10 protein-coding genes are annotated in these 13162 nt (G+C 36.5%); 6 read left to right on the top strand and 4 right to left on the bottom strand.

Features of this window, described 5'->3' with window-relative positions; translation table 11 throughout:
* The 3 genes from ZPR_RS12800 to ZPR_RS12810 all read left to right on the top strand — a co-directional run bounded on the left by ZPR_RS12800 (window position 1) and on the right by ZPR_RS12810 (window position 3842).
* Complete coding sequence (locus ZPR_RS12800) at window positions 1–870, top strand: nucleoside phosphorylase (protein ID WP_013072119.1); 870 nt, start codon at window positions 1–3, stop codon at window positions 868–870.
* Window positions 871–945: 75 nt separating this feature from the next.
* Complete coding sequence (ppk1, locus tag ZPR_RS12805) at window positions 946–2994, top strand: polyphosphate kinase 1 (protein WP_041578912.1); 2049 nt, start codon at window positions 946–948, stop codon at window positions 2992–2994.
* A complete protein-coding gene (locus ZPR_RS12810; protein WP_013072121.1) occupies window positions 2991–3842 on the top strand; it encodes a substrate-binding domain-containing protein in 852 nt (283 codons plus the stop codon). The genes ppk1 and ZPR_RS12810 overlap by 4 nt, the downstream gene beginning before the upstream one ends.
* A gap of 238 nt (window positions 3843–4080) precedes the next feature.
* On the opposite strand, the gene ZPR_RS12815 is transcribed toward ZPR_RS12810, so the two are convergent.
* Both ZPR_RS12815 and ZPR_RS12820 read right to left on the bottom strand, forming a co-directional pair.
* On the bottom strand, window positions 4081–4587 hold the full coding sequence (locus ZPR_RS12815) for a DDE-type integrase/transposase/recombinase (protein ID WP_013072122.1): 507 nt from the start codon (window positions 4585–4587) through the stop codon (window positions 4081–4083).
* Window positions 4588–5142: 555 nt separating this feature from the next.
* On the bottom strand, window positions 5143–5808 hold the full coding sequence (locus ZPR_RS12820) for a uracil-DNA glycosylase (RefSeq protein ID WP_013072123.1): 666 nt from the start codon (window positions 5806–5808) through the stop codon (window positions 5143–5145).
* 172 nt (window positions 5809–5980) lie between these two features.
* Between ZPR_RS12820 and ZPR_RS12825 the strand changes: the two genes are divergently transcribed.
* Both ZPR_RS12825 and ZPR_RS12830 read left to right on the top strand, forming a co-directional pair.
* Window positions 5981–8167, top strand: a complete 2187-nt coding sequence (locus tag ZPR_RS12825; RefSeq protein ID WP_013072124.1) for an endonuclease MutS2 — start codon at window positions 5981–5983, stop codon at window positions 8165–8167.
* A complete protein-coding gene (locus tag ZPR_RS12830; protein WP_013072125.1) occupies window positions 8167–8580 on the top strand; it encodes a thiol-disulfide oxidoreductase DCC family protein in 414 nt (137 codons plus the stop codon). Before ZPR_RS12825 ends, ZPR_RS12830 begins: the two co-directional genes overlap by 1 nt.
* A 1109-nt stretch (window positions 8581–9689) precedes the next feature.
* On the opposite strand, the gene ZPR_RS12845 is transcribed toward ZPR_RS12830, so the two are convergent.
* Together ZPR_RS12845 and aroC are read right to left on the bottom strand one after the other, a co-directional pair.
* Window positions 9690–11000: a dicarboxylate/amino acid:cation symporter gene (locus ZPR_RS12845; RefSeq protein ID WP_013072128.1), complete on the bottom strand. Its 1311-nt coding sequence runs from the start codon at window positions 10998–11000 to the stop codon at window positions 9690–9692.
* A gap of 24 nt (window positions 11001–11024) precedes the next feature.
* Complete coding sequence (gene aroC, locus ZPR_RS12850; RefSeq protein WP_013072129.1) at window positions 11025–12089, bottom strand: chorismate synthase; 1065 nt, start codon at window positions 12087–12089, stop codon at window positions 11025–11027.
* A 256-nt stretch (window positions 12090–12345) separates the two neighbouring features.
* On the opposite strand from aroC, the gene ZPR_RS12855 reads away from it, so the two are divergent.
* Window positions 12346–13161, top strand: a complete 816-nt coding sequence (locus ZPR_RS12855) for a UDP-2,3-diacylglucosamine diphosphatase (protein WP_013072130.1) — start codon at window positions 12346–12348, stop codon at window positions 13159–13161.
* Window position 13162 lies beyond the last annotated feature (1 nt).

Genomic DNA, 13162 nt, shown 5'->3' on the forward strand with positions numbered 1-13162 from the left:
ATGCCCTTAAAAGCTTCTGAATTTATTCTGAACGAAGATGGTAGCATCTATCATTTAAATTTGCGCCCAGAACATTTAGCCGATACGATTATTACCGTTGGTGATCCCGATCGTGTAGCTAAGGTTACCGAACATTTTGACGATATAGAATTCAGCATTAAAAAAAGGGAGTTTCATACTCAAACCGGGAGCTATCGCGGTAAACGTATTAGTGTAATTTCTACCGGAATTGGAACTGATAATATCGATATTGTTTTTAATGAGCTTGATGCCTTAGTGAATATTGATTTTGAAAAAAAAGAGGTCAAAAAACAAATAAAATCGCTAGATATTATAAGAATTGGAACAACCGGTAGCATCCAGGCCGAAATTCCGATAGATACTTTCCTTTTAAGCGAAAAAGCTATTGGCTTTGATGGATTACTTCACTTTTATCAAAGTGAGGAGATAATAGATAATCATTTTTCCGAAGCCTTTATAAAACATATGGATTGGTTCCCAAAAAAAGCACATCCGTATGTTGTTGACAATAGTAAAAAATTACAGAAGCTATTAGATGCTGAAGATATTTTTAAAGGGATTACGGCGACAAATATCGGTTTTTATGGCCCGCAGGGACGCTCACTGCGTCTTGGTTTACAGGATGATCAAATGAATGCTAAACTGGCGACCTTCAATTATCATGATCAAAAAATCACGAATCTTGAAATGGAAACCTCTGGTATTTACGGTATGTCTAAACTGTTGGGACATAATGCTGTTTCTATGAATGTGATTCTGGCCAATCGTGCCACAGGAGAATTTAGCACAACGCCACAAAAAACCATGGAGAAACTTATTGGCCACTGCCTGGATAAACTAACTTCCTGAGCCTTATTTAACAGAAAATTAGAATACGAACAAAAGTCAACTTTGTATTTTTGGTTAAATACAAGCGAACTAGAAATGCAACAACCCACCGAAGATCGATTTAGACATCGGGACCTTAATTGGCTATATTTTAATGAAAGAGTTCTACAGGAAGCAGAAGATAAATTAAACCCACTTTTTGAACGTATAAAGTTTCTCGCCATATTTTCCTCAAATCTGGATGAGTATTTTAGAGTGCGGGTATCTCAGCTTCGCCAAATGAAGCGTGTAGAAAAAAGTATTCGTAAAAAGCTGGCTTTAAAGCCAAACCGACTTACCAAACAAATTTTAAAGGAAGTAAAAGAACAGCAGGATCGTTTTGGTGCTATCTATACCATGCAAATTCTACCCGAACTTGCTGCAAATAATATTCATATCGTAGATTCCGAACATTTTACGAAAGAACAACAGGATTTTACCAATACCTATTTTACAGATCATGTAAAAAAACATCTGGAAATTAAAAAAGTAGATCTTTCTAAAGAAAATGATCTTTTTCTAGATAACGCCATGATTTATTTTTTAATCACTTTCGATAATGAAAACGAATTGGGTGTGGTGAATATTCCGGTAGATCAGTGTGGTCGTTTTGTTTATTTTGAGCATGGTAAAAATATGCTTACCTATTTAGATGAAATCGTGCGGAGTGAGCTTCCCTGTTTATTTCCCAAAGATAATATTACCGGCATCTACGAAATAAAGTTAAGTCGGGATGCTGAGCTTTATATCGAAGATCAATACGAAGGCGTGCTGGCCGAGAAGATCTATGAAAGTTTAAAACAGCGTACAGATGGCCAGCCTACCCGTCTGCTCTATGATGCCGCTATGCCCAAAGCGGTACAGAAGAAACTAAGACACCTGCTGCATTTAGGAAAAATAGATATGATGCCGGGAGGTAAATATCATAACTTCAAAGATTTTTTATCGCTAAAAGATCCCACCAATAACCCAGAACTTCATTTTGGTGAACATCCTCCCATAGCGCATAAAATTTTAGAAAATTCGACTGATTATTTTAAGAGTATAAAAGAAAAAGATCAGTTAGTTCATTTTCCTTATATGTCATTTCAATACGTTGAGCGCTTTTTGGATCAGGCGGTAAAGGATGATCATGTGACCCACATTAAAATATCACTTTACAGGGTAGCTGATAATTCTCCCTTAACCAGCAGTTTGCTGGAAGCCCTGGAAAAAGGAAAAGAGGTCACTGTATTTGTAGAAGCAAAAGCCCGTTTTGATGAAGAAAATAATATCATCTGGGGAAGAAAATTTGAAGAAAAAGGAGCGAATGTCATTTACAGCTTTCCAAAAATTAAGGTACATTCCAAGATCATGATGATTTCTAGACAGGAAGGTAAAGAAAGCGTAAACTATTCGTATATCGGTACCGGTAATTTTAACAGCGATACTTCAAAAATTTATTGTGACCATGCCCTTTTTACCGCTAACCCCAAACTAACCAAAGAAATGGCCAGGCTTTTTATGGTATTAGAGGGCGAACTTATCGTACCAAGAGAAAAGCATCTTTTAATATCCCCATTTTCAACTCGGCAAAAATTTACCACCTTGATCTATAATGAGATCGAAAATGCGCGAATGGGGAAAAAAGCAAAAATCACTGCTAAAATGAATAGCCTGGAAGATTACGAAATTATAGATCTTCTTTATAAAGCCAGCAAAGCGGGGGTAGAAATACGACTTTTAGTACGCGGATTCACATGTTTGATTCCCGGAGTTGAAGGTTTAAGCGAAAATATTTATATTACGAGTGTTGTTGACCGTTATTTAGAGCACGGCAGAATTTATCTTTTTGAAAATGATGGCGATGAATTGATGTTTTTTGGAAGTGCCGACTGGATGAACCGAAATCTCGATCGCCGGATTGAGGTAGTAACCCCGATTTATGACAGGGACATTTTTGAAGAATTAAAAGATATTCTCACCATTCAGTTAAGTGATAATGTAAAAGCCAGAATTCAGGATGCCGGAGAAACCAACCAGTATGTAAAACCTGGAAAAGATGAGCATAAGAACAGGTCGCAATATGCAATCTATGATTACCTCAAACAAAAACATAATATATGAAAACTCTAAAAGTAGGCGGAGTCCCAGAACATTTTAACCTTCCGTGGCATTTGTGCATTGAAAATGATGAATTTAAAAATCAGGATATCAATGTGATCTGGAAAGATTTCCCGGATGGTACCGGAGCAATGACAAGGGCACTGCGAAATGGAGAGATAGATGTGGCCGTACTACTTACCGAGGGTGCCGTAAAAGATATTATTTCTGGAAACGAAGCTAGAATTGTACAGTCTTATATTGCATCTTCGCTTATTTGGGGAATCCATGTAGATGCCGGATCTGATTATCAAAGTATCGAAGATTTAGCTGGTAAAAAAGTAGCGATTAGCCGGGTTGGCTCGGGTTCACAGTTAATGGCTTATGTCAATGCGCAAAATCAGGCTTGGGATCCTTCCAAGCTGGAATTCGAAATTGTCGGAGATATTAACGGAGCCGTTAAAGCTTTAAAAGAAGGTCGTGCCGATTATTTTATGTGGGAGCATTTCACGACCAAACCTCTTGTAGATAATGGCACTTTTAGAAGGGTTGTAGACTGCCCTACTCCATGGCCTTGTTTTGTGATTGCCGTAAAAAATGAAATTTTAAAAATTGATTATGCTGATGTGCGCAAAATGATCGATATCGTAAATCAAAAATCTTCTGAAATTTTAAACATTCCGGGAATCGATAAAGTTTTTGCCGAGCGTTACGGACAAAAAATTGAAGATATTAGAAAGTGGATGGAAATTACAAGCTGGAGTCAGCAACAAATTAGCGAAGCAGACCTGGAAGAAGTGCAGCAACAATTATTAAGACTTGATCTTATTTCTAATACTATCGATAGTTCCTGTATTTTGTATAATCTGTAAGAATCTAGAGTTTATGGCAAATAGTTTTTTGTTTATCGATAATTGAATATTGAAAAGACTTCTCGATACAATTTCTCATTCTTCGAAATCACTCGAAGTGACAGTAGAGTTTAAAGTTTTTAGTTGCAAGGTTCAAAATTTAAAGTACGCTAAGGATTCTTATTTTTAATACAGTATACGATATACAGTTTTCTGTTTACCAACTGACCTTGCCTGAATAAGGTTGCCTTTTTTCAAGTTAATAATTTATTTTAAATACTGGTCTTTGTTCAGTAGCTAAGCGCTGAACAAAGTTTAAAAATTCTTGTGGTTTCCTATTTTTCAGTGAACCATGTGGCCGCTCAAAATTATATAAATAAATGGCCTCTTCTACCAACTTTTGAGCTTGTTTAAGTGATATATTCATATTTTCGAAATTGATATACTCATTCTTAAGTATCCCATTTATAGACTCTGCATGGGCATTCTCCCAGGCTTTCCCTCCCATGCTAGGGGTGGTTGAATAGTGCTTATGGAGTTGTTCCATTTTGTCTGAACCATACTGGCTGCCCCTGTCTGAATGAAAAATAAGTTTTTTGCGTTCTTGATTGTCTAGAACTGCTACAGCCATCTTAAAGGCTGGAACAACGGTGTCCTCTGTGGTCATGTTGGCCGATAAGCTCCATCCTGTAATCATTCGGCTATAAACATCTAGCACCAGGGTAAGATAGTAATGGCATCCTATATTAAACGATATATAAGTCATGTGGAAAGACTTTTCACCGTACAACAACTTTTAAAGCTTGAAGTATTTAGCGACGGCTGAGTGATTGCAACGAAGGAGCAATCGTATCGAAGCCATAGTGGTAAACTGGAGAAACCTTTTATTTGATTGAGATTTCTCCATTTCGCTGCGCTTCAGTCGAAATGACATTGGAATTCGTTTGGATTTAGAAAAGAGAATATAGAGAAGAGATGCAAGAATCAGGAATCAGGATTATTATTTTAGATTTTGAATGTTGAATTTTGAAGGACTTTATACTGTAAACTGTATAATGTACTGAAGAAAACTTCGAGATACAACATCTTTGAACTTTCAAACTTTTTACTCAAAACAGACTTCTCGATACATCAAATTTTTCCATTGCTTTCCAAAATTTGATACTCGAAGTGACCATTATCGAACTTTTTTGAATTTTAAATGTTGAATTTGGAATTTGGAATGACTTTTCACCGTACAACAACTTTGAACCTTGAACTTTTTAAACTTTAAACTTTTAAACTTTAAACTTTAAACTTATTTAAACTTACATTGTAAAAACTACCATTCAATTGGCTTTTTACCATTGGCAATAAGATACTCGTTTGCTTTAGTAAAATGCTTGTTACCAAACCAATAACCGCGGTTTGCACTTAAAGGTGAAGGATGCCCACTGGTTAAAATTAAATGTTTAGAGCTATCGATTTTTGAGGCTTTCTTTTTCGCATAACCACCCCAAAGCATAAAAACGACATTTTCTTTTTCTGCCGAAACAATTTCAATTACACGATCGGTAAACTGCTCCCAGCCTTTACCTTGATGCGACCCTGCCTGGTGTGCTCTTACCGTTAGTGTAGCATTGAGTAGCAATACGCCCTGATATGCCCATCGTTCCAGGTTCCCGGATTGCGGTATGCTACTACCCGTATCATTGTGGATTTCTTTAAAAATGTTCACCAGAGACGGTGGTTGCGGGATACCATCATTCACCGAAAAACAAAGTCCGTTTGCCTGTCCCGGTCCGTGATAGGGATCCTGACCTAAAATAACAACCCGTGTATCTTCAAATTTAGAATGATCGAAAGCAGCAAAAATATGCTTCCCTTTAGGATACACATTAAAGTTTGAATATTCATTTTTAACAAATTCAACCAGATTTTTAAAATAATCTTTCTCAAATTCGGTTTCTAAATGCGTTTTCCAGCCTTCGTTGATATTTACGTTCATTATAATTTTAAGTAAATTTGCAGTGTTCCCAAAAATAGGAAAAATAAAACAACCTTTTGGGATAGCACAAAAGTGATACAAGCGATAGAATTTTAAAATGGCTATGCATACCGATTGCTGTAAAAAAGATCGGATGAATAATGAAAATTAAACCCTCGATGAGGGAATGTCTATGATAAAGATTACAGAGAAAAGCCTTGCAGATTTAGAGTTTCCGGTAGTAAGAGAGCAAATAAGCGAGTTATGTGTGACGGATCCCGGAAAAGCGAAAGCTTTAGAGATTACACCTTATAAAAACTATAAAAAAACCTATTTCGGATTACATCAAACCAACGAATATGTAAGTTCTAAAATGCAGGAAAGCCCCATTCCCAATCATGGTTTCGACCAGATTAATAATGAGCTTAAACTGCTGAATATAGAGGAGACTATTTTAGAGGTTTCGGGTTTTAGAAAAATCGCAGGTTTATCGGAAACGGTAAATACCCAAATTCGTTATTTTAATAAATTCCAGCAAATATATCCAAACTTGCATCAAACGGTTTCAGAAATCGAATATACAACGGTGCTTATCGATCAAATCAATAAAATTGTAGATCGTTTTGGTGAAATTAAGGATGATGCTTCTCCCCTTTTACAAAGCCTAAGGCGTAAAATAAATTCGGTTAAAGGGCAAATTAATGGTAGTTTCAACAGTGCTTTAAGCACCTATTCTTCTTATGGTTACCTTGATGATATCAGGGAGAGTGTGGTAGAAAATGTTAGGGTACTTGCTGTAAAGGCGATGTATCGCCGTAAGGTGAAAGGTGGAATTATGGGAAGTTCTAAAACCGGAAGCATTGTTTTTATTCAGCCGGAATCCACTTTTCAGTATACCCGTGAGCTCAATAATCTTCAGTATGAAGAAAAAGAGGAAGTCAACCGGATTTTAAAAGAGCTCACCGAATTTGTGCGTCCCTTTAGATCCCTTTTAATAGCCTATCAAAAATTATTGACGAAGATCGATGTAATTGCGGCCAAAGCCAAGTACGCAGAAAAGATCAACGGAATATTACCTACAATCACGGCAGATCAGGAAATTCAGCTTAAAGAAGCCTATCATCCTCTATTACTGATCAGTAACAATAAAAAAGGAACAAAAACTTATCCGCAGGATATCGACTTAAGTAAGAATAACCGTATTGTGGTCATTTCGGGACCAAACGCCGGTGGTAAAAGTATTACACTTAAAACGGTTGGTTTACTGCAATTAATGTTGCAAAGCGGGATCTTAATTCCGGTTCACGAATTTAGCAGAGTTTCCTTTTTTAATAGGATTTTAACCGATATTGGAGATAATCAGTCGATAGAAAATCATCTAAGTACCTATTCGTACCGGTTAAAGAATATGAATTATTTTCTTCGGAAATGTGATGATAAAACGCTGTTCTTAATCGACGAATTTGGAACCGGTAGTGATCCTGAACTGGGTGGTGCTTTAGCAGAAACCTTTCTGGAAGTTTTTTACGAAAAAGAGAGTTTTGGAATTTTAACCACGCATTACGCTAACCTAAAAAAATTAGCGAACGAATTGCCCGATATGAGCAATGCAAACATGCTTTTTGATTCCAAGAGTTTAGAACCTATGTTTAAACTTCGTGTGGGAGAAGCCGGAAGTTCATTTACTTTTGAGGTCGCTCAGAAAAACGGCATTCCTTATAGTTTGATCAATCGCTCCAAGAAAAAAGTAGAGCGTGGTAAAATTCGTTTTGATCGCAGTATTGCGAAATTGCAGCAGGAACGCAGTAAGCTTCAGAAAACCACCGATTCTTTAAAACAAAAAGAGCAAAAAGCGGCGGTACAAAAAGATAAATTAGAGGAAACCAATGCCCGCATTCAGCAGAAATTAGAAGACTATCAGGAGCTTTTTGACACGAATCAGCGTATGATTTATTTAGGTCAAAAAGTAAACGATATCAGCGAAAAGTTCTTTACCAACAATAACAAAAAGGAACTTATTGGTGAATTCCTTAAAATGGTAGCGATAGAAAATTCGAAGCGTAAAAAACAAAATGCCAAACAGCGAAAAGCCGAAAAGGCAAGAGAAGAAAAAATAAAAGCTGAAGCCGAAAAGAAAGTTGAAGTAATTCGACAAAAGAAAAAAGAGGAGAAAAAACAAGAAGAAATTGCTGCTAAAAAAGAAGCAAACAAACCAAAGGCTAAAGTAAAACTTGGTGATCGGGTACGTTTAGAAGATAGCCGAAGTGTAGGAACCCTTGACAAAATCGAAAAAGGTAAGGCCACAGTAAATTACGGTATGTTCACTACCCAGGTAGATATTGAAAAACTAGAACTGGTACAAGCCATGAAAAAATCATAATGAATATTCCCGAAGATAAAAAAATCATACTTTTTGATGGCGTATGCAATCTTTGCAACGATGCCGTGATATTCATTATAAAACATGATAAAAACGATCAATTTCGCTTTGCCTCTTTGCAAAGTGAAATTGGTCGTAAGCTTTTAGAAGAACGCAATATAGATCCTAATTATTTGGATTCGATTATTCTTATTGAACCCGGTGTTGCATGGTACGAAAAATCTGATGCTGCATTAGAAATTTCTAGTGATTTAAGCGGCATATGTCAAAGTCTAAAAATTTTCAAATTTTTACCAAAAGGACTTCGAGATGCAGTATATAAAGGTATTGCTAACAATCGGTACAAATGGTTTGGAAAAAAAGAAAGCTGCATGATCCCCACCCCCGAACTTAAAACTAAGTTTTTGGATTAAATTTTCACCTTTTCCGTTCTAAAAAATATACCCATGGAACCTCATTGGCATTGCGAACTTTGCGAACATCAAGATGTAAATTTAAAAAAAGGAAATATTTGCGGATTAACTCGAAATAAACCGAGTTTTACAGATACTTGCAATAAAATAGAATTTGGAGAAAAAAGAAAACGAAAAATCGTCGAGACCAATGCAGAATTTCAGAAAATACTGAAAAATAAATGGTGGGTATATAGCTATTTTTTTCTGTTTAATATTTTTGCAATTACACTATTCTATTTAGATTATTTATTTCTTGACTATTTTAAATACTTCTCCGTTATGACTTATGTAGTCCCTATTATATTATAATCGCGGCAATTGCAATAACATTATTGGGAATGGGATGGGGTGCTTTGAATAATTATCGAAATAATCTAAGTATTGCTGAAGCTAATAAATCTAAAGTTGACGCCACACTTTCAATCTACAATATTGATTATGAACTTAAGTTAGATTTTATAAAATCTTTTCATGAAGCACTAAAGGTAAAAAGTGATTTGAGATTTAAAATAAGAGAAGATTGATGCAAAACTTCTTATCGTAAACTTGTAATTGCTAATCCATCCTTTACAAAGAATGAGTATGACAAATTTCATTTGGCCCGAGTTTAATGGAATGAAAAAATCTGTTTACAATTAACAATGAGCCATGAAAAATGAGCAACTCTTATCAACTGTTTTTATTGAACTTTAAATTTTAAACCTGGAATTTGAAAGCCTAAATACTTTAAGCTTTTAGACTTTGTACTCTGATAGAATATAGAATCAAGATCCAGAAAGCTGGACTATTGATTTTGAATGCTGAATTAGGGTTCTTATAACAACTTTTGAACCTTGAAGTATTTAGCGACGGCTGAGTGATTGCAACGAAGGAGCAATCGTATCGAAGCCATAGTGGTAAACTGGAGAAACCTTTTATTTGATTGAGATTTCTCGGCTTCATTTCATTGCGCTCGAAATGACAGCTTAGTTATTTGTATTTAGAATATAGAATCAAGATCCAGGAAGCAGGACTAAATTTTGAACCTTAAAAACTTTAAACTTGCTAACTTTCCACTTTCAACCTGTTTACCGCTTTTTTTTCGCGTATTCTTCATCCCATTCTTTAACGTTTGGTGGGCCCATCATACCTACTGATTTTGCAACCATTACAGAAACGGCGGCATCTCCGGTAACATTTACCGTAGTTCTGCACATATCTAGTGGTCGGTCTATGGCAAAGATAAGAGCTAAACCGGCTTCTGGGATTCCGGCTTGCGCTAAAACAATAACAAGCATTACCATTCCTGCTCCCGGTACGGCAGCCGAACCTATAGAAGCAAGCGTTGCTGTGGCTATAATCCCTAATTGCGCACCTATAGTTAAATCGATTCCAAAAGCCTGCGCGATAAAAACTGCCGCTACTGCCTGATATAAACTTGTCCCATCCATATTGATGGTGGCGCCAATGGGTAATACAAAACTGGTTACCTCTTTATGAACGCCCATATGTTCTTCAACACGCTCCATCGTTACCGGTAAGGTTGCGGCACTAGAACTTGTTGAAAATGCTAAAAGCTGTGCCGGAGCAATACCATTGATAAAAAAGGATGGTTTATTTTTGGTAAAAACCCAAACCAGAAGAATATAAACCCCTATCATTAATGCCAAACCAATTAGCACGGTTAAAGCATACATGGCCAGGGCAGCGAAAAGATCTGTACTTGGGGATTCTACAACTAATGCTGCCAACAAAGCAAAAACTCCGTATGGCGCAAAAAGCATGATCAAATCGATTAATTTAAGGATGACCTCATTAAAGCCATCAAAGAAATCTTTTACCGGTTTGGCGGTTTTCTCGTCGATAAGGATCAAACCAATCCCAAAGAAAATAGCAAAGAAAATCACCTGCAGCATATTCCCGTTATCACTTGCGGCAGCAAAAATATTACTGGGCACTAAATCTTCTAAAGCCTGTAAGGGTCCCGCTTCTTTTTGTTTGGCGGCATTAGCCTGTACACCTACGGCGTCACCTTCATAACTGCTTATTAGCTCCTGGCGCGTATCTTCCTCAATAGTGCCACCGGGATTAATAAGGTTAACCATCACCAGACCGATACTCACCGCAATAATGGTGGTGGTAATATAAATCCCAATGGTACGAAGGCCCATTTTGGACAATTTAGAGATATCTTTTAGATCAGAAATACCTTTAATTAGCGAAGCTAAAATTAGCGGAACTGCAATAAGCTTTAAGGCATTAATAAAAATGTTTCCAAATGGTTTTATCCAATCACTTACAAATTCGGCTCCCCAGCTAAAATTGGTCATGATCAGGGCAAAAACAACTCCGGTAAACATTCCCAGTAAAATCTGCCAATGCAGTGCTAATTTCTTCATAGTGTGGTTTTCTGTATTGTTCTTTTAAAGTTTTGAAGATTTATCCTGAAGGAAAAAATCTGCAATGGTTAGTGCGGCCATAGCTTCTACAATAGGTACCGCTCTTGGTACCACACATGGATCGTGGCGACCTTTTCCCTGCATTTCGATTACATCTCCGTCTTTATTAATGGTATCCTGCTTTTGCATGATGGTCGCAACAGGCTTAAAAGCTACATTAAAATAAATATCCATTCCGTTTGAAATGCCGCCCTGTATACCACCACTTAAGTTAGTTTTTGTAGTACCGTCTTCATTAAAAAGGTCGTTGTGTTCACTTCCTTTCATTGCAGTGCCTTCAAAACCGCTGCCATATTCAAAACCTTTTACGGCATTAATAGAAAGCATAGCTTTCCCTAATTCCGCATGCAATTTGTCAAAAACCGGTTCGCCCAATCCTTTAGGAACACCACTAATCACACAACGAACGGTACCTCCAACGGTATCACCTTCAGATCTGATTTGCTTGATATAAGCCTCCATTTCTTCCGCTTTCGCTTTATCCGGACAACGTACCGGATTGGTTTCAATTAACGAAAAATCTACTTCATAATGAGGTTTATCCAGGGAAATCTTGCCTACAGAGTCTACATAGGCTGTAATTTTAACCGATTTAAGCATCTGTTTCGCGATAGCTCCTGCCACTACCCTACTTGCCGTTTCTCGTGCCGAACTACGACCGCCACCGCGATAATCCCTTACGCCATATTTTTCATCATATGTATAATCTGCATGACTGGGGCGATAGGTATCTTTTATATGAGAATAATCTTTAGATTTTTGATTCGCGTTATGAATAACAAAACCAATAGGAGTGCCTGTGGTTTGTCCTTCAAAAGTACCCGAGTAGAATTCTACCGTGTCTGGTTCTTTGCGCTGCGTTACAATGGCAGACTGGCCAGGTTTTCTTCGGTTTAACTCATCCTGAATTGCTTCAAAATCTAGTTTTAACCCTGCTGGGCATCCATCGATGATACCACCAATTGCCGGCCCGTGTGATTCACCAAAAGTGGTGAGCTTAAAAATTTTTCCGAAGGAATTTCCTGCCATTTGATCGATTTTGAACAAATGTAATTTTTTAGGCTATAATTTAAAAATTGATTTTAGTAAAACATTCGTATTTCTGGGAGAAAATGCCCAATATCAATCTAAACTTTAATTTTGATTCCAGGATTTCAGTTAAAACGTTCTGTATTTTATAGTTTTAAGATAGCCAGGCTGAATAACAATTAATTGAAGATTGCTTAAGATCAGCTTAATATCATTTTCCTAAAAACAACTTTCCTTTGCAAAAAAGAAGACTATATTGGTAAAAAAGCGAAAAATCGATTTGTTGGTAATTTCAGATGTTCATTTAGGAACTTTTGGATGCCACGCGAAAGAATTATTGCTATATCTTGATAGCGTAGCACCTGAAAAAATAATCCTAAACGGTGATTTTATTGATATCTGGCAATTTAGGAAACGCTACTTTCCTAAATCACATCTTGAAGTTATCAAGAAAATAATCGACTTAAGCACCAGCGGAACCGAAATAATTTATATTACTGGTAATCACGATGAAATGCTTAGAAAGTTTAGTGAAACTTTTATGGGTTCTTTTTCTATTGTAGATAAACTGGTTTTAGAACTTGACGGAAAGAAAGCCTGGTTTTTTCACGGCGATGTTTTTGACGTCTCTATACAAAATGCCAAATGGATCGCAAAGCTTGGAGGCTGGGGTTATGATTTTTTAATTTTGATTAATCGCTTTTTAAACTGGTGTTTGGTAAGAATAGGTCGAAAAAAATATTCCCTTTCCAAAAAGATTAAAAATAAGGTAAAAGGGGCTATTAAATTTATAGATGATTTTGAGAAGACGGCGACCGATCTTGCTATAGAAAATGGATATAAATATGTAGTATGCGGACATATTCATCAACCCAGAATTGTGAGAAAAACCAATAAAAAAGGAACCTGTTTATATTTAAATTCCGGAGATTGGATTGAAAATCTAACCGCTCTGGAATATAATGATAAACGATGGGAACTTATCAGATTTCCTGAATTAAACATGAAACAAATTAAAGAACCCCAGTTGCTCACAGCCATTACCGTCTTAAAACGAAGTAAATCTCGATAAA

Origin of the sequence: Zunongwangia profunda SM-A87, from assembly GCF_000023465.1 — a bacterium.
Classification (GTDB): Bacteria; Bacteroidota; Bacteroidia; order Flavobacteriales; family Flavobacteriaceae; genus Zunongwangia; species Zunongwangia profunda.

Bases quoted from the DNA above. Each gene is read 5' to 3' on its own strand.
- ZPR_RS12800 (WP_013072119.1), top strand. From the start codon at position 1: ATGCCCTTAAAAGCTTCTGAATTTATTCTGAACGAAGATGGTAGCATC.
- ppk1 (WP_041578912.1), top strand. From the start codon at position 946: ATGCAACAACCCACCGAAGATCGATTTAGACATCGGGACCTTAATTGG.
- ZPR_RS12810 (WP_013072121.1), top strand. From the start codon at position 2,991: ATGAAAACTCTAAAAGTAGGCGGAGTCCCAGAACATTTTAACCTTCCG.
- ZPR_RS12815 (WP_013072122.1), bottom strand. From the start codon at position 4,587: ATGACTTATATATCGTTTAATATAGGATGCCATTACTATCTTACCCTG.
- ZPR_RS12820 (WP_013072123.1), bottom strand. From the start codon at position 5,808: ATGAACGTAAATATCAACGAAGGCTGGAAAACGCATTTAGAAACCGAA.
- ZPR_RS12825 (WP_013072124.1), top strand. From the start codon at position 5,981: ATGATAAAGATTACAGAGAAAAGCCTTGCAGATTTAGAGTTTCCGGTA.
- ZPR_RS12830 (WP_013072125.1), top strand. From the start codon at position 8,167: ATGAATATTCCCGAAGATAAAAAAATCATACTTTTTGATGGCGTATGC.
- ZPR_RS12845 (WP_013072128.1), bottom strand. From the start codon at position 11,000: ATGAAGAAATTAGCACTGCATTGGCAGATTTTACTGGGAATGTTTACC.
- aroC (WP_013072129.1), bottom strand. From the start codon at position 12,089: ATGGCAGGAAATTCCTTCGGAAAAATTTTTAAGCTCACCACTTTTGGT.